The following is a 16398-nucleotide window of genomic DNA, read 5'->3' as shown; positions in this document are numbered from 1 at the left end:
GCGGCCCTATGTGAGTGCTCCGTCCGTTTCAAACACCGTCCTGTGCTGTAACACGTCTTCTCCTGAGGCCGACTATTTCATTCAACCATCAGTTATGTAAAATGACAATTTATCCAGTCAGCATAACCGGAGGGAATGGATGATCATTGATGGCCGGGTGAAATACCGCCACATCCAGTGCTTTCTGGAGGTGGCCCGCAGGCGCAGTCTGGTGAAGGCCGCCGATGCGCTGGCCATCACCCAGCCGGCAGTCTCCAAGACGCTGAAGGAGCTGGAGGAGATTCTCGGCGTGCGCCTGTTCGAACGCTCGCGCAAGGGCGTGGAACTGACCCAGTTCGGTGATGTACTGCTGCATTATGCAGGGGCGAGTCTCGCCGCGCTGAAGCAGGGGCTCGACAGCGTGGCGCAGGCGCGCATGTCGGGGGATTCGTTCCTGAATGTCGGCGTGCTGCCAAGTGTCGCAGCACGCATCTTCCCGGAGGCGGTGCAGCGCTTCGAGGCAGAGGCCATCGGCACGGTGCTGACGATGGAGACGGGCCCCAACCGGTTCCTGCTGGGCCGCCTCAGGGTGGGGGAACTGGATCTCGTCGTCGGGCGGCTTGCAGATCCTGAACAGATGCAAGGCCTCTCCTTCACGCATCTTTATTCCGAAAGCGTGTCGCTGGTGGTGCGCCGGGGGCATCCGCTGCTGGATGAGCCTTCGGCGGATCTGGCCCGGATCGCGGATTTCACGGTGCTTTACCCAACGCGCGAGGCCATCATCCGGCCCTATGTGGAGCGGTTGTTGATTGCCAACGGCGTCACCCATCTCCCGAAGCGGGTGGAGACCATCTCCGACACCTTCGGGCGCATTTATACGCTGGACAGCGATGCGGTGTGGATCATCTCCAGCGGCGTTGTTGCCCGCGACATCGCCAATGGCGATCTGGTGGAACTTCCGGTAAAGACGGCGGAAACGCTGGGGCCGGTGGGGCTGACCACCCGCGCCGACACCCCGCCGACACCGGCGCTGATCCTGATGCAGGCCTGCCTGCGCTTTGCCGCCGAAAAGGCGCGCTGACCGATTGATACATGCCCCTGTGTGCCGGGCACGGCCTGTGTCCATGCCCGCTGCGCGGCACAGCGTGCAAATTGATGCTGCCGAAGGGATTTCTCTCATGGCTTCAAAAAGCGGGAGTAAAGGTCCAGCTTCTGGCAATCTGCGCAAAACTGTTTCTTATGCGCAAGGGCAACGCCCTATAGTCTCGCGCACATGTTTCCCGGCGCAGCAGCGCAGCGGGAAGAGGGAGTGGAAGAAGGCAATCGCATGTCAGACCGGCTCAGCAATCTCCGGCGCCTTGAGGCGGAGAGCATTCACATCATCCGCGAGGTGGCGGCAGAGTTCCGCAATCCGGTGATGCTCTATTCCATCGGCAAGGACTCCTCCGTGATGCTCCATCTGGCGATGAAGGCCTTCTATCCCTCGAAGCCGCCTTTTCCCTTCCTGCATGTGGATACGGGCTGGAAGTTCCGCGAGATGATCACTTTCCGCGACGAGACGGTGAAGCGGCTCGGGCTGGAACTGATCGTTCACACCAACCCGGACGGGCTGGCGCAGAACATCAATCCCTTCGACCACGGCTCGCAGGTCCACACCCACATCATGAAGACCGAGGCGCTGAAGCAGGCGCTGACGAAATACGGCTTCGATGCGGCCTTTGGCGGTGCACGGCGCGACGAGGAAAAATCCCGCGCCAAGGAGCGCGTCTTTTCCTTCCGCACGGCGGCCCACACCTGGGACCCGAAGAACCAGCGGCCGGAACTGTGGAACCTCTACAACGCCCGTGTGGCGAAGGGCGAATCCATCCGCGCCTTCCCGCTGTCCAACTGGACCGAGCTGGACATCTGGCAATACATCCTGGCCGAAAACATCCCCATGGTGCCGCTCTATTACGCCGCCCGCCGCCCGGTAGTGGAGCGGGACGGCATGCTCATCATGGTCGATGATGACCGGATGAAGCTGCGGGCCGGGGAAACGGTGGAAGAGAAATCCGTCCGCTTCCGCACGCTCGGCTGCTACCCGCTGACCGGTGCCATTGAATCGGAGGCTGACACGCTGCCGGCCATCCTGCGCGAGATGCTGATTGCGCGCACATCCGAACGCTCCGGCCGCTTGATCGACCACGACGACAGCGCCTCCATGGAAAAGAAGAAGCGCGAGGGGTATTTCTGATCATGGACTTCTCCGAAAAGCTCACGTCCGAAGAGGCCGTGCTCGACTATATCCGTTCGCAGGAAAACAAGGACCAGCTGCGCTTCCTCACCTGCGGCAGCGTCGACGACGGCAAGTCCACCCTGATCGGGCGCCTGCTCTATGACACCAAGCTGATCTTCGAGGACCAGCTGGCAGCACTGGAAAAGGACAGCCGCAAGCACGGCACCGTGGGCGAGGACATGGACCTGGCCCTGCTGGTGGATGGTCTTGAGGCCGAGCGCGAGCAGGGCATCACCATCGACGTGGCCTACCGCTTCTTCGCCACCGGCAAGCGCAAGTTCATCGTTGCCGACACGCCGGGCCACGAGCAATACACCCGCAACATGGCGACCGGCGCTTCCACCGCTGATCTTGCCGTGCTGCTGGTCGATGCCCGCCACGGGCTGATGACCCAGACCCGCCGCCACGCCTTCATTGCTTCGCTGCTGGGCATCCGCCACGCGGTGCTGGCGGTGAACAAGATCGACCTGGTGGATTTCTCGCAGGAGCGTTTCAACGAAATCCGGGAGGCCTTCGAGGAGCTGGCCCGTGGCTTCGGCTTCGAGACGCTCCAGGCGATCCCCATCTCCGCCCGCTATGGCGACAATGTCACCACCCGCAGCGCCCGCATGCCCTGGTATGATGGTCCGGTGCTGCTGGAGCATCTGGAAAGCGTCGATGTGAACGGGGCTGAGGAGGCCCGTACCTTCCGTTTCCCCGTGCAGTGGGTGAACCGCCCGAACCTCGACTTCCGCGGCTATTCCGGCACCATCGCCAGCGGCCGCGTGTCCGTGGGAGAGGAACTGATCGTTGCAGCTTCCGGCAAGACATCCCAGGTCACCCGCATTCTGGGTGCGGGCGGCGATGTGGACAGCGCAAGGGCCGGTGAAGCGGTGACCATCGTGCTCAAGGACGAGATCGATATTTCACGCGGCGACGTGCTGGCGCCGGTGCAGGCACGGCCTGATGTGGCGGACCAGTTCTCCGCCCATGTGATCTGGATGGCGGAAGACGCCCTGCTGCCCGGCCGCTCCTATCTCATGAAGATCGGCGCACGCACGCTGGCGGCCTCCGTCACCGACATCCGCCACAAGATCAACGTCAACACCTTCGAGCAGACGGCAGCCAAGACGCTGGCGCTGAACGAGATCGGCCTGTGCAATCTGGCGCTTTCCGGAGCCGTGGCGTTCGACGCCTACAAGGACAACCGCACGACCGGTGCCTTCATCCTGATCGACCGCATGACCAATGCGACGGTGGGAGCGGGCATGGTGGCCCATGCGCTGCGCCGGGCGAGCAATATCCACTGGCAGGCGCTGGACGTGGACAAGGCGGCGCGCAGCGAGAGCCTGCGGCAGAAGCCGGTGGTGCTGTGGTTCACCGGGCTGTCCGGTTCCGGCAAATCCACCATCGCCTCCATCGTGGAGAAGAAGCTGCATCTGGAAGGCCGGCACACCTATGTGCTCGACGGCGACAACGTGCGCCATGGGCTGAACCGCGATCTGGGCTTCACCGATGGCGACCGGGTGGAAAACATCCGCCGCGTCGGCGAGGTGGCCAAGCTCTTCACCGATGCAGGCCTGATCACGCTGGTGTCCTTCATCTCGCCCTTCAAGGCCGAGCGCCAGATGGCCCGCGAGCTGCTGCAGCCTGGCGAGTTCATCGAGATCTTCGTGGACACGCCGCTGGAGGATTGCAAGGCGCGTGATCCGAAGGGTCTCTACAAGAAGGCGATGGCGGGCGAGATCCCGAACTTCACCGGCATCAGCAGCCCCTATGAAGCTCCGGAAAACCCGGAACTGCACCTCAAGACCGCCGGGCGTGAGGCTGAGGCTCTGGCGGAGGAGGTGCTCAATTACCTGCGCTGCGAAGGCATCATTCCCGCCATCGGCTATTTCGCAGCCGGTGAGGGGATTTGAGACCAACTCGCGATGAGCTTGTCTCATCGAGAGTTGGCCAAGCCCGTGCGGCGCCTGAGCAATTTCGAGGCGTGATGCGTCAGCATCCCGGAGCCTTGGTATGAGCCTGAAGGCGGGCACATGTGGGGCCGCCGGTTGCGGGGAACGCAAACCGTTTTCGTCATGCCATGGCATCCATGCCGTGACGCTTCTGCCCGGCGGGGCCTCAACATTGCTGTCTTTCCGTGCTGACTGCCCATTATGAGAGGTCGCGGCACGGATGGAATGATCAAGTCATGCCATGACGAAATGACTGTCGTTCAACGAAAAACAGGGCGCGGATCATCTCCGCGCCCTTGATGTTTCAGGCTTGCCGTCATGGGCGCGATCAGTTCGCGCCGGACAGGCAGGACTTCAGCGAAGCAGCCATGTTGCGGGTCACCTCGAAATAGAGGTCCTTGCCATTGGCCACACCCGCGCCCAGCGGGTCGAGCACGCCGCTGCGCACATCCGTGCCTTCGATCAGCACGCTGACCAGCTTCGGCTCGAACTGCGGCTCGGAAAAGACGCAGACGGCACCCAGGTCCTTCAGCTTGGTGCGCAGCGCGGCGACACGCTCGGCGCCCGGCTGCACTTCCGGGCTGAGGGTGACGGAGCCGGCCGCCCGCACGCCGAAGCGGTGTTCGAAATACTGGTAGGCATCGTGGAAGACGATGAAGGGCTTGTCCTTCACCGGCTCCAGCTCGGCGGCGAGCTCGGTTTCCAGCGCCGTCAGCTTTTCCTTCAGCGCAGCGGCATTGGCGGCATAAGTAGCTGCGTTCTCCGGATCGGCTTCGGACAGGTGGTGGGCAATGTCGTCCGCCATGGCCTTGGCGTTTTCCGGGTCCAGCCAGACGTGGGCGTCAAACTCGCCATGCTCGTGACCATGGCCATGGCCGTGGTCATGTGAATGCGAATGGCCATGACTGTGATCATGCCCCGCATGGCTGTGCCCTGCTTCGCCCTCTTCATGACCATGGTCATGCGGCTCGAAATTGGCATCCTCGCGCACCGGCAGCTTGTTGACGCCCGGCGCTTCGGACAGTTCGATGGCCTGGGCCTTTTCGCCCAGCGTTTCGAGCGGCTTTGAGAGGAATGGCTCCAGCTCCGGCCCGACCCAGAACACCACATCCGCATCCGCGATCAGCTTGGCGGTTGAAGGCTTCAGCGCGAAGGTATGCGGCGAGGCGGCGCCATCGACGATGACGGAGGGCTCACCGACGCCGTCCATGACGGCGGCAACGAGGCTCTGCACCGGCTTGATCGAGGCAATGACCTTGGGCGCGGCGAGCACAGGGGAAATGTTGAGCAGCATCAGGGCCGTGCCGCCCAGTGCTGCGCGGGTGAGGCGGCTCTTGGAGCCGGTGCGGAAAGTCTGGGACATGGGAAGTCTCCTTCAGTCCTCGGGGGGAAAGGCCCGGCGCAGGAGGCGCGTCAGGCGGAACCTGTGATGTTATGTTGTTACATTGTTTGCGTGATCGTATAACGTATGAGATAAGTCCCGGCAACCCCGATCCTCACACTGGAAAGCAACTGGCTTGTCTCCCAGCGGTTCCCATCTCATCCAACTGTCCAATGCCGGCGTGCAGCGCGACGGCCGCTGGCTGGTGCGCGGCGTCGATCTGACCGTGGCCCCGCGTGAAATTGTCACGCTCATCGGCCCCAATGGATCCGGCAAGTCCACGACAGCGAAAATGTCCCTTGGCATCATCGCGCCAACGGAGGGCTCCGCCATCCGGAAGAACGGGCTGCGCGTTGGCTATGTGCCGCAGAAGGTTGCCATCGACTGGACGCTGCCGCTGACGGTCGGCCGCTTCATGCGACTCACCTCGCCGCTGTCGGAGGCTGAAGCCCTTGAGGCCCTGTCCGCTACCGGCATTGCCCATCTGATCAAGGCGGAGATGCGCAACCTCTCAGGCGGCGAGATGCAGCGGGCACTGCTGGCCCGCGCCTTTGCCCGCAAGCCTGACCTTCTTGTGCTGGACGAGCCGGTGCAGGGGGTGGACTACAATGGCGAGATCCTGCTCTACGACCTGATCAAGGACCTGCGCGACCGGACCGGCTGTGGAATCCTGATGATTTCCCACGACTTGCATGTGGTTATGGCCGCCACCGATCAGGTCATCTGCCTCAACGGTCATGTCTGCTGCCGTGGCACACCGGTCAACGTCGCCCGCTCCAGCGCCTACCGCGAACTCTTCGGCATCCGTGCCGCAGGGGCGCTGGCGGTCTATGAGCACAGTCACGATCACGAGCATCTGCCCGATGGCCGGGTCCGCCATGCGGATGGTTCGGTCACTGACAGCTGCCATCCGGGAGATGGGCATCACGATCACGCGCATGATCATCACCATCACGGGGACCATCATCACCACGGACATGATCACGCCCATGAAGCGGGTGTGGAGCCTTGCAACTGCGTGAAGGAGGACGGGCGCCATGCTGGATGATTTCTTCACACGTGCCATTCTGGCCGGCATCGGCGTTGCGCTTGTGACCGGTCCGCTCGGTTGTTTCATCGTCTGGCGGCGGCTGGCCTATTTCGGCGACACCCTGTCCCACGCCTCGCTGCTGGGTGTGGCGCTGGCGTTCCTGCTGAATGTCAACATCACGCTGGCGGTCTTTCTCATCTGCACGCTGGTGTCGCTGCTGCTGCTCACCCTGCAGCGGCGCGGCGGCCTCTCCTCTGATGCGCTGCTGGGGCTTCTCGCCCATTCCTCGCTGGCGCTGGGCCTTGTGTGCCTGGCCTTCATGACCTGGATCCGCATGGATCTGATGGGCTTCCTCTTCGGCGATATCCTCGCCGTATCGCGTCTGGACATCGGTATCATCTATGCAGGTGGCGCAGCCGTGCTGGTCGTGCTGGCGATGATCTGGCGGCCGCTCTTCGCCGCAACTGTCAACACCGATCTGGCTGAAGCAGAAGGCATGCAGCCGCAGCGGGCCAACCTCATCTTCATGGTGCTGATGGCGACCGTGATCGCCATTGCCATGAAGATTGTCGGCGTGCTGCTGATCACCGCTCTGCTGATCATTCCTGCTGCGGCCGCCCGGCGGCTGTCCGGCGGGCCCGAGCAGATGGCGGTGGTCGCGGCGCTGGTCGGGGCCTGTGCCGTCGTCATGGGGCTATTTGCCTCACTGCATTTTGACACGCCCTCAGGACCTTCCATCGTGGTGGCGGCTATGCTGCTTTTCGGTGTAAGCCTGTTTCCAGCGTGGGCCATGCTGGGCCGCAAGCGGCGCGCAGACAGTGTGGGCCAGGGCTGACCGGCGGCGGAGAGAAGGAAACGACGATGAGTGACCACCACGACCATCATCATCACCACCATTACCACGACCGCTCGGGCCTGACACGCAACCAGAACCTCGTGTTTGGCGCTTTGGAAGAGGCGCAAGGACCACTGACGGCCTATACCATCCTCGACAAGCTGCGGGTGGAGGGCTTCCGGGCGCCGCTGCAGGTCTACCGGGCGCTGGAAAAGCTTGTTGAAATGGGCATGGTGCACCGGCTGGAAAGCCTCAATGCGTTCGTGGCCTGCCGCCATCCCTCCTGCGAGGACCACGCCAGCACGGCTTTCGCCATCTGCGAAACCTGCGGATCGGTGAGCGAATTTGCCGATGAAGAGATCTCCAAGCGGCTCAGCGGCTGGGCCAACGCCGAGGGCTTTGCCCTGCACAAGACGGTGATCGAGCTGCGCGGCCTCTGCTGCACCTGCCGCGAAGCTGCCGCCGCGCAGTGACAGTTTCGCATGCCAAGGATTTCGATGCTGACGCATCAGGCCCTGAAATTGCTCATGCGCCGCATGGACTTGACCAGCATCCGGTAAATCAAGCTCGTTGAGTGCTGGTATTACTCGCTGAAGAGCCCAGGCACGTCCGGCCAGTCTGCACCGGGATGGTGCGCGGCGATGGTGAGAAAGTCTTCGAGAAACGCCTGGCACCCTTCGTCGTGAACGAGATGGTGAGTGAGAATACCCAGCGGTTCGCTGTCCGTGTTGCGGCGGCGCAGAAACTGCAGGTCCAGCCGCTTCCTCGCACTCTTCCAGCCGATGAAGCGCCGGTCCTTCTTCCACTTGATGATGTCCACATGCGCCTGCACCACATGCGGCCCGTGGTAGTGCCAGGTGAAGGTGGACAGGCCTGTCAGCCCGGCCTCCGGCAGAAGGCGGATGATGCCGGGGGCAATCCGGTTCCAGGGCGGCACCATGGCAGGCACAAAGCGCGGCCCGAACAGCTGGCCAAGCCTCTCGCATCCGGCCTTCAACTCCGCCAGCGCTTCCGTTTCATCCCGCCGCGTGCCGAATTCGGCGGCCTTTTCGCCAAGGTCCTTGAGCTGGTGGTTGAGATGCTGCCAGCCATGCTGCAGCACCACCGCATGGGGATCCTCCGCCAGCCGCTGCGCCAGCGCTTGCGTCGCGTTTCGGGGAATGACGGCAAGGGCCACCTGCACCTTGTGGGCACGGGCAAGTCCAAGGATGGCCTCCAGCGCAGGCGTGGGCTCAATGGCATCATCATCGCGCCACCAGAAACGCACCTTCCGGTCCCGCTCCGCAAACCAGTCGAGATGCGCCCTGAGGCTGTCCCTGAACGCGGCAAGCTCAATCGTCATGTGCGGAACTCTTCCAGATCCTTGAGGAGAATGTCGGCGCTGGCCTCCGCGCCGCCAAGGCGCACGGAGGTGGCGGTTGGGGGCAGGGACAAGGCTTCATCCACCGCCCGGGCAAGTGTGGCGGCAGAAAGGTCCTTCTCGGCCAGCATGACAGCCCGGCGGTGGCCGGCCAGCGCTTCGGCGCGCTGCGTCTGCTCGGTTTCCTTCACCTGCGCAAAGGGCACAAGCACGCTGGGCACACCCGCTCGCAGGATATCCAGCACCGTGTTGTAACCCACCTGACTGACGGATAGCCTTGCCCGGGTGAGCAGGTTCGGAAAATCGCGTCTTGCCCGCTCCACAATCATGCCGTCCGGCGCGCGTGCCACATAGGAGACGAAGGCCTCCGCCTCCACGTCGTGGCCCACCAGCAGACGCCAGCGTGCGTCATTGGCGCGGGCAGACAGGGCGCGGGCACCAAGAGCGGCCTCGATCAGCGCAGCAGAGACGGCGCCGCCGCCGCAGGAGAGAATCACTTCGTCCCGCCCGTCCTCACCGGGTGCCTCGGGGCGCCCGTCCGTGCTGACATAGCCGGTGTAGCGCACCAGATGGGCAATGCGGTCCGCGAAGGGAAAGCTGTCGCCAAGCTCGACGAAATCCGGATCGGAATGAACAAGCACCCGGTCATAGGAGGCCAGCGCCTGATCCGCCATCCACTCTTCCTTCCAAAGCTGCTGCTTGCGCACCAGAATGTCGCGGATGGAACTGGCGGTCAGCGGGCGCTGCGGCAAGGCACGGGCATGAGCCAGAAGCGGTGCCAGCTCGAATTCGAACTGGCGGCGGCCGAAGGGATAAGTTTCGGTCAGGAGGATATCGACGGGCCGCGCCGTGAAGGCCGCCATAGTGGCCTCTGCTCGGCGGGCCATCCAGGCTTCGTCAATGTCGGTGCCTTCCGGTGTCACCAGCCGGTTGAACACTGCATCGGGACTGCGCACCGGCGGCAGGGCGATGACGTTGAGGCCTGAGACATCCAGCGTCGGCGGCAGAATGTTGCCGGCCGCCAGCGTCACGTCCACGCCGCGTGTGGCCAGCGCCTGCCCGATGGCGGCCGCCCGCACCGCGTGGCCAGTGCCGAGGAGGTGCTGAACATGGATGAAGGCGTGCAGGGGGCGTGTGGATGTGCTGGTCATCAAGGTCTTGTCCTCACACCCAGATAGTGCTTTTGCGCCGCATGGAGAAGGGCGTCGAGCCGGGCAGCGCCTGCAGTGAGATCATGCCGGGATAGAATATGGGCGCGGGCAGCCCCTCCCATGGCGCTGCGCAAGCCCCGGTTCAGGATCAGGCGGCGCAGGCTGGCAGCAAGGGCGGCCGAATCCCCTTCAGGAGACAGCAGCCCGGTGCGGCCATCCTCGACGATATCCGGTACGCCGAAGGTGGCGCCGCCTGCCACCGGCAGGCCGCTTGCCTGCGCCTCCAGAAAGACGAAGCCGAAGGCCTCGCGGATGGCGGGCCAGACAAACACATCATGGCTGAGATACTGCTGCGGCAGCGCTTCGGGCGGCAGGGCCCCGGCGAAGTGGCAACGGGTGGCGGGAAACAGCGGCGTCAGAACCTCGCGGGAAGGTCCGCCGCCAACGAGGGTCAGTTCCCAGTCAAGATCCATCAGCAGCACCAGCGCCTCGGCCAGCACCCGGTAGGAGGCTTCCTTGTCGCCGGGGCGCATCATCCCCACGGCCAGCAGCCGCACGGGGCCTTCTTCGGAGAGGGCAGGGCGGGCTTTCAGGAAGGGCGTTGCATCGAGAAACGGCGGGAAGAGATGCAGCACATCCGGGGGCAGTGCCGGCTCAAGGCAGCCCGCATCGGCCCGGTGGATCGCACCCACCGCGTCAGCCCGCTGAAGGGCCGCATCGGCAGCGGCAAACCCATATGCCCAAGGGCCGGTCTGGCGCTTGGGCGCCCGGCTTGCCTCCAGCACCACATAGGGAATGGCGAAATGGTCCGCCACCGCAGGCCCAATCCAGTCCGGCGCCTTGTGATAGAGATGATAGGTCACCCACACCTCCGGCCGCCAGCCTTCGGCTTCCCAGTCACCGATGATCCGCTCTGCTTCGCCCTGTGCCGCCGCATGGGCCTCCGGCAGGTCCTCTGGCACGGCCCGCCATGTCTTCAGCCGGCTGGCCACGCGGGTGTCATGGCCGCCCGTCTCCAGCGCCCGCAGGATAAGCTGCGCAAAGGTCCGGTCGCCGGAGGGCACCGGATCATCGGCAGGCTTCATTGGCGCATAGAAGGCGGCGCGCATCCCGTCAGACCAGCGCCTTGAACTTCACCGCCAGCCGGTCAAGCCCCGGCGCTGTGGCAAATTCGGCCCGCACCTTGCGCGAGGCAGCAAGGCCGAATTCATCACGCATGGCGGGGGTGGTGATCAGCCGGACCATCGCATCTGCCAATGCTGCGGGATCTGCCGGGGGCACCAGAATGCCGGTCTCGCCGTTGTCGATCAGCTCCGGAATGGCGGAAACGGCGGTGGACAGGCAGCACAGACCCATGGACTGGGCCTCCATCAGCACGTTGGGCAGGCCGTCCCGGTCGCCGCTTTTCGTCACCTTGGAGGGCAGCACGAAGAGGTCGGCTTCAAGAGAGGCGGCAATCACCTCTTCACGCGGGCGCGCGCCCATCCAGGTGACGCGGGCGGAAAGGCCGAGCTTGTCCGCCTGCGCCTTGAGTGTGTCCGACAGCTCGCCGCCGCCGATATGGGTGAAATGCCAGTTGAGCCCTGCCGGCAGGCGGGCGAGGGCGGTGAGAAGATCGTCATAGCCCTTCTTCGCCACGGCCCGGCCAACGGACAGAAGCCGCACCGGCTCACCGCTGCCGTCACGGGTGGAGGGGCGGCCCGAGGGTTCGGGAAAGCCGGTGAAATCCAGCCCGTGATAAACCAGCTCCACCTTGGCAGGGTTGGCCGAAAGACTGCGCAGATAATTCACATTGACGGAGGTGCAGGTCACGCCCCAGGCAGCGTCATCAAGCTTTGTACGCAGCTCCCATTCCGGGCTCGTCCAGATGTCCTTGGCATGGGCCGAGAAGGACCAGCCGCGCCCGGACAGATGCGCCGCATAGCGCGCCACCGAACAGGGCGTGTGCAGATAGTGGGTGTGGATCCACGTCACATCTTCGGGCAGTTCATGGGCAAAGACGCAGGCCTGGCCCCAGCGCCGGTGCCGTCCCGCATTGCTCTCATGCTTCAGATCCGCCTCGAACAGGGCACGCGCTGCGGCATAGGTGGGCTGCTGCTCCGCCCAGCGGCGGGCACGGGCAACACGCTTCGGATCATCCTTCAGATACTCCGGCAGGTACAGCACTTCGGCGCTGATCTGCCGGTGCAGCTCGTGAATGAAGGGGTCGTAGGGCTTGCGCAGCGCAACGATCAGCTGGCCGATGCCCCGGCGCTCCAGTCCGAGGATTTCCTGCGCGATGAAGGTTTCCGACAGGCGCGGATAGCCTTTCACGACAACAGCGATGCGGGACATGGGAGAGGCCTCTGGTCTTGATCTGAAAGGGCGGCTCAGACGGCGGAGCGGCGCGGCTGCTGGAAGCGGGGGCGGGTGGACAGGATTTCCTCGACGCGTGTCTCGATCACCTCGATACCGCCGAGAAGGTTGTCTACGCCTGCCAGGGACGGGCGGGCCTGGCCGGGCAGGGCGGCAAGCGCATTCAGCATGGGCTCGACCTCCGGATAACGTTCGATCGGCAGCACCGTCAGCAGCCCCTTCTCCTCGGCCTGTCCAGCCCGGATGGCCTGCTCCCGGCGCGGGATGATGCGCGGCACCAGCAGCGTCGGCTTGTCGAAGGACAGGATCTCGCAGAAGGTGTTGTAGCCGCCCATGCCGACGATGGCCGTTGCCGCTTGAAGGTAAGGCTCGATCTGCGGTGTGAAGCGCATGATATGCACGTCGCGCAGATGTTCGGCGCGCGCCATGAAATCCGTTACGGCGGCTCCCGGCATGAAGGGGCCAAGCACGATCAGGGCGGGAAATAGCGGCCGGCCGTGCGATTCATACGCCCGCATCACCCAGTCCACCATTTCCACCCCATCGCCGCCGCCTCCGGGCGTGACCAGAATGAAGGGTTCATCGCCAAAGGGCAGGGGTTCGGAAAGTTTTGCGCCCTTGGGCATGTCGCGGCGCAGGAAGCCGGTGTAGAGCATCTTGTCGAACACCGACTGCGGCAGGTCGATCCCGGCAAGCGGGTCGCACATGCCTTCCGGGCCATAGACCCATAGCTCGTCATACAGGTCTTCCAGTGCGGGATGCACGTTCTTGCGCTCCCACTCCTGCTGCAGGATCTGCGGGTCATCCATCACGTCGCGCAGCCCCAGAACCAGCCGGGTGCCGGTTTCCTTCAGCATTTCCAGCGTGCCAAGCACCTCGCCGCGCAGGCCCAGCGGCTCCTTGTCGACGATGAAGATGTCCGGGGCAAAGACCTGCGCCGTATGCTCAATGATGGAGGAGCGGATCTCCAGCGTGTGGTCGATGTTGAGATGCAGCGACAGGGATGTGTACTCCCCGTTGCGCAGCTTGATCACGCCGGGAATCCGGACAAAATCCACCCGCGAGCGGAATTCGAAGCTGCCGATGATGGGCGAGCCGGAGAGAATCAGGACCGACAGCGTGTCGAACTTGCCGACCAGTGACTGCGCGATGGCACGGCACCGGCGCAGATGGCCAAGGCCAAAGGAGTCATGGCTGTAGATCAGGATTCGTGGCGATTCGGACTTCATGTGCCCCCGCGTGCATGCCCCGTCTTGTGTCTCTGTCGCGGCTTTCCGTGAGCGTCAGCCGCTCCGGCCTGAAGCCAATCCCTGTCCGTCCTGCGCTTTTTGCTCTCTTGAATTCCGGCAGTTTTGGGGCGGATCAGAAAAACTTTCTGCTTCTATGGCATATCCGGCGTTGCGAGTTAACTGGCAACGTCATACCAGTACAAGGATGGCCGCAGTTTCGCCAGACTGGACTTCACCTATGGAAAAAAGCCTTTTTCGCTTCATCTGGAAGTTCAGTGCGCGGCAGCAGCTCTTCATTCTTTTTCTCACAGTCGTGTCTTATCCGATCAGCTACATCCTGCTGGAGCTGCCAAAACAGATCGTCAACGATGCGGTGCAGGGTGACGGTTTTCCGAGGGAGTTTCAGGGATTTGAGTTTGACCAGATCTCCTATCTCTTCCTGCTCTGCATCACGTTTCTGGCCCTCGTTGTCGTCAGCAACGGGCTGAAGCTCTGGATCAACGTCTACAAGGGGCGGCTGGGCGAGCGCATGTTGCGCCGCCTGCGCTTCGAGCTCTTTCAACGCGTGCTCAGGTTCCGCCTGCCGCATTTCCGGAAGGTGAGCTCCGGCGAAATCATCCCGATGATCACCGCCGAGGTGGAGGATGTGGGCGGTTTCGTCGGCGATGCCATAGCGCTGCCCGCCTATCAGGGCGGCCTTCTGATGGTACAGGTCGGCTTCATATTCATGCAGGACCCGCTGCTGGGGCTTGCTGCCGTCAGCTCCTATCCGCTGCAGGCCTATATCATTCCCAAGCTGCAGAAGAAGGTTGTCCTGCTCTCCCGCCAGAGGGTCAAGAACGTTCGCGTCATTTCCGACAAGCTGGGCGAGGCGATCACTGGCGTTCATGAGATTCACGCCAATGATACTTCGGCGCTGCATTCTGCCGATATTTCTGACCGGCTCTATGAAAATTTCAAGATCCGCTACGAGATCTACAACCGGAAGTATTTCATCAAGTTCGTGAATAATTTCATGAACCAGCTGACGCCGTTCTTCTTCTACCTGATCGGCGGTTATCTGGTCATCCAGGGCAATCTCAGCATCGGTGCGCTGCTGGCGGTGATTGCCGCCTACAAGGATCTGGCCGGCCCCTGGAAGGAACTGCTGGCCTATTACCAGCTCGTCGCCGACGTGCAGGTGAAATACCAGACCGTTGTGGAAAACTTCGACGCCGCAGACATCTATCCGGTCGAACGGCTGGTGGCCGATGAGCGCACCAGCCTCACGGGTGCGCTCGAGATGCACAATGTCAGTTTCTCCGGCGGCGCGGCAGGTCAGGAAGTGTTCGGCATTTCCCTCAAGGTTCCGGAAGGCACCCATTGCGCCATCGCCGGCGGCGATGGCTCCGGCCGTTCGGAAGTGCTGCAACTTGCCGCGGGGCTGGTCAGTCCCACTTCGGGCCGGGTGGAGATTGGCGGTCACGATCTGGAGAAGCTGGGTGAGGCAACTCTCGGCCGGGAAATCGCCTATGTGGGCGGCGCTGTGCACATCTGGACCGGCACCATCCGCGACAATCTGTATTACGGGCTGAAGCACCGGCCACAGAACGAGGTGCAGCGTACAGGCAAGGATCTTGACAGCTTCCTGCGGGCCATGCGCGAGGCGCGGGAGACCAGCAATCCGCTGCATGATATTCATGCCTCCTGGGAAGATCTGCGGGCTGCGGGCGTTGCCTCGCGGGAGGATCTGGATGTACTGGCGCTGGCGCTGCTGTCTGCGGCCGGGATGGAGGGGGACATCTACCGCCTCGGCCTCCAGTCCCGCTTTGATCCGGCGCGCGATCCGGGCTTTGTCGAGCGCCTTCTGGCCGTGCGCGCCCGCATTGGCGAGCGTATTGCCGAAGATGGCCGCATCGCCGCGCTGGTCGAACTTTGGGACGTCAACGCCTTCAACCTGAATGCCTCGCTGGCCGAGAACCTGTTCTTTGCCGTGCCCTCTGATCCCAATGTGATGATGGACCAGATGCCGTCCATGCCGGAGGTCAGGCAGTTCCTGTCTGACACCGGGCTCGAGACCAAGCTGCAGTTGCTGGGCCTGCGCATTGCAGAGACGATGGTGGAGCTTTTTGCCAATGTCAGCGGCGATTCAGGGCTGCTCAGCACCTATTCGTTCATCACGCAGGATGATCTGCCCGAGTTTGACCAGATCGTGCGGGCCTTCCGTTCCGAAGCCCTGAAGAACACGATCACGCCGGCCGACCGGGCGCGCCTTGTGACGCTGGCCTTCCGCCTCATTCCCGCCCGCCACCGCCTGGGTGTTCTGGATGAGGACTTGCGGGCGAAAGTTGTCGAGGCCCGGCGCGACTTCCGGCGCAAGGTGGTGGACGGCAGCCGCAATTTCATCGCGGTTGACCCGGCCGTCTATCTGCCGCCGCTCAGCATCGAGGACAATCTGCTCTTCGGCCGCGCCCGTCTCGACAGGCGCGATGCGCGCCAGCGGATCGACGCGCTGGTGCGGCAGGTTGTGGAGGAGGAGGGGCTGCGCGAGCCGATCATCTTCACCGGCTTTGACTACCATGTGGGCGTCAGCGGCTCGCGCCTGTCCGCCGGCCAGCGCCGCAAGCTTGCACTCGTCAGAGGCCTGCTGAAAAATGCTCCAGTCACCATTCTCGACGATATCGCCGCCGGTCCCGGTGAGGATGACAAACAGTTGCGCCGCATATTGCGGGAGATCCTTGCGGGCCGTACGGTACTGTTCGGAACGGCGCATGCTGACATAGCCTCGGAATTCGATCAGGCCGTGATAATGGATCAGGGCCGGACCGTCCGGCAGGACAACAGGGAAGAACAAGCCTGAAACAAGCTCTGGCTGCAAGTAATGGTG

General features: G+C 63.3%; 13 protein-coding genes. 7 read left to right on the top strand and 6 right to left on the bottom strand.

Translation table 11 applies throughout. The features are described 5' to 3' along the window. Positions 1 to 142: 142 nt before the first annotated feature. The 3 genes from pcaQ to cysN all read left to right on the top strand — a co-directional run bounded on the left by pcaQ (position 143) and on the right by cysN (position 4152). Positions 143 to 1060, top strand: a complete 918-nt coding sequence (gene pcaQ / locus ASC48_RS09865; protein WP_208975651.1) for a pca operon transcription factor PcaQ — start codon at positions 143 to 145, stop codon at positions 1058 to 1060. A 246-nt stretch (positions 1061 to 1306) separates the two neighbouring features. Then, complete coding sequence (gene cysD, locus ASC48_RS09860; RefSeq protein WP_055455698.1) at positions 1307 to 2212, top strand: sulfate adenylyltransferase subunit CysD; 906 nt, start codon at positions 1307 to 1309, stop codon at positions 2210 to 2212. 2 nt (positions 2213 to 2214) lie between these two features. Further along, the gene (gene cysN, locus ASC48_RS09855) at positions 2215 to 4152 is read left to right on the top strand and encodes a sulfate adenylyltransferase subunit CysN (protein ID WP_055455589.1); all 1938 of its coding nucleotides are present in this window, start codon (positions 2215 to 2217) and stop codon (positions 4150 to 4152) included. 367 nt (positions 4153 to 4519) lie between these two features. Here the strand turns inward: cysN and znuA are convergent, their stop codons facing one another. Then, the gene (gene znuA / locus ASC48_RS09850; protein WP_055455588.1) at positions 4520 to 5554 is read right to left on the bottom strand and encodes a zinc ABC transporter substrate-binding protein ZnuA; all 1035 of its coding nucleotides are present in this window, start codon (positions 5552 to 5554) and stop codon (positions 4520 to 4522) included. Positions 5555 to 5708: 154 nt separating this feature from the next. On the opposite strand from znuA, the gene ASC48_RS09845 reads away from it, so the two are divergent. The 3 genes from ASC48_RS09845 to ASC48_RS09835 are packed head-to-tail and all read left to right on the top strand — an operon-like array spanning position 5709 to position 7910. Further along, positions 5709 to 6620 (top strand): ATP-binding cassette domain-containing protein, encoded by a 912-nt coding sequence (locus ASC48_RS09845; RefSeq protein WP_055455587.1) that lies wholly within the window; start codon positions 5709 to 5711, stop codon positions 6618 to 6620. Beyond that, positions 6610 to 7437 (top strand): metal ABC transporter permease, encoded by an 828-nt coding sequence (locus tag ASC48_RS09840; protein WP_055455586.1) that lies wholly within the window; start codon positions 6610 to 6612, stop codon positions 7435 to 7437. The genes ASC48_RS09845 and ASC48_RS09840 overlap by 11 nt, the downstream gene beginning before the upstream one ends. A 26-nt stretch (positions 7438 to 7463) precedes the next feature. Beyond that, positions 7464 to 7910 (top strand): Fur family transcriptional regulator, encoded by a 447-nt coding sequence (locus ASC48_RS09835; RefSeq protein ID WP_055455585.1) that lies wholly within the window; start codon positions 7464 to 7466, stop codon positions 7908 to 7910. A gap of 110 nt (positions 7911 to 8020) precedes the next feature. Here the strand turns inward: ASC48_RS09835 and ASC48_RS09830 are convergent, their stop codons facing one another. From ASC48_RS09830 to ASC48_RS09810, 5 genes are read right to left on the bottom strand one after another with little or no spacing between them, the layout of a single operon-like run. Continuing rightward, entirely contained in the window at positions 8021 to 8779 is a 759-nt protein-coding gene (locus ASC48_RS09830; protein WP_055455584.1) for a polysaccharide deacetylase family protein, read from the bottom strand. After that, on the bottom strand, positions 8776 to 9948 hold the full coding sequence (locus tag ASC48_RS09825) for a glycosyltransferase family protein (RefSeq protein WP_055455583.1): 1173 nt from the start codon (positions 9946 to 9948) through the stop codon (positions 8776 to 8778). The genes ASC48_RS09830 and ASC48_RS09825 overlap by 4 nt, the downstream gene beginning before the upstream one ends. Further along, the gene (locus ASC48_RS09820) at positions 9948 to 11057 is read right to left on the bottom strand and encodes a glycosyltransferase family 4 protein (protein ID WP_055455582.1); all 1110 of its coding nucleotides are present in this window, start codon (positions 11055 to 11057) and stop codon (positions 9948 to 9950) included. Before ASC48_RS09820 ends, ASC48_RS09825 begins: the two co-directional genes overlap by 1 nt. Positions 11058 to 11061: 4 nt before the next feature. Continuing rightward, on the bottom strand, positions 11062 to 12282 hold the full coding sequence (locus ASC48_RS09815; protein WP_055455581.1) for a glycosyltransferase family 4 protein: 1221 nt from the start codon (positions 12280 to 12282) through the stop codon (positions 11062 to 11064). A gap of 35 nt (positions 12283 to 12317) precedes the next feature. Continuing rightward, positions 12318 to 13532 carry a glycosyltransferase family protein gene (locus tag ASC48_RS09810; RefSeq protein WP_055455580.1) on the bottom strand — a complete coding sequence of 405 codons (1215 nt, stop codon included), beginning with the start codon at positions 13530 to 13532 and terminating at the stop codon, positions 12318 to 12320. 238 nt (positions 13533 to 13770) lie between these two features. Here ASC48_RS09810 and ASC48_RS09805 point away from each other — a divergent pair, with 238 nt between their 5' ends. Further along, positions 13771 to 16371: an ABC transporter transmembrane domain-containing protein gene (locus ASC48_RS09805; protein WP_055455579.1), complete on the top strand. Its 2601-nt coding sequence runs from the start codon at positions 13771 to 13773 to the stop codon at positions 16369 to 16371. Positions 16372 to 16398 lie beyond the last annotated feature (27 nt).

Source organism: Pannonibacter indicus (assembly GCF_001418225.1).
GTDB lineage: Bacteria > Pseudomonadota > Alphaproteobacteria > Rhizobiales > Stappiaceae > Pannonibacter > Pannonibacter indicus.
The sequence above is the reverse complement of the archived record's forward strand: the minus strand, read 5'-3'. Positions and strand labels throughout refer to the sequence as shown.

Coding starts and splice junctions, on each gene's coding strand:
- cysD (WP_055455698.1), top strand. CDS start 1,307: ATGTCAGACCGGCTCAGCAATCTCCGGCGCCTTGAGGCGGAGAGCATT.
- cysN (WP_055455589.1), top strand. CDS start 2,215: ATGGACTTCTCCGAAAAGCTCACGTCCGAAGAGGCCGTGCTCGACTAT.
- znuA (WP_055455588.1), bottom strand. CDS start 5,554: ATGTCCCAGACTTTCCGCACCGGCTCCAAGAGCCGCCTCACCCGCGCA.
- ASC48_RS09840 (WP_055455586.1), top strand. CDS start 6,610: ATGCTGGATGATTTCTTCACACGTGCCATTCTGGCCGGCATCGGCGTT.
- ASC48_RS09835 (WP_055455585.1), top strand. CDS start 7,464: ATGAGTGACCACCACGACCATCATCATCACCACCATTACCACGACCGC.
- ASC48_RS09830 (WP_055455584.1), bottom strand. CDS start 8,779: ATGACGATTGAGCTTGCCGCGTTCAGGGACAGCCTCAGGGCGCATCTC.
- ASC48_RS09825 (WP_055455583.1), bottom strand. CDS start 9,948: ATGACCAGCACATCCACACGCCCCCTGCACGCCTTCATCCATGTTCAG.
- ASC48_RS09820 (WP_055455582.1), bottom strand. CDS start 11,057: ATGCGCGCCGCCTTCTATGCGCCAATGAAGCCTGCCGATGATCCGGTG.
- ASC48_RS09815 (WP_055455581.1), bottom strand. CDS start 12,282: ATGTCCCGCATCGCTGTTGTCGTGAAAGGCTATCCGCGCCTGTCGGAA.
- ASC48_RS09810 (WP_055455580.1), bottom strand. CDS start 13,532: ATGAAGTCCGAATCGCCACGAATCCTGATCTACAGCCATGACTCCTTT.
- ASC48_RS09805 (WP_055455579.1), top strand. CDS start 13,771: ATGGAAAAAAGCCTTTTTCGCTTCATCTGGAAGTTCAGTGCGCGGCAG.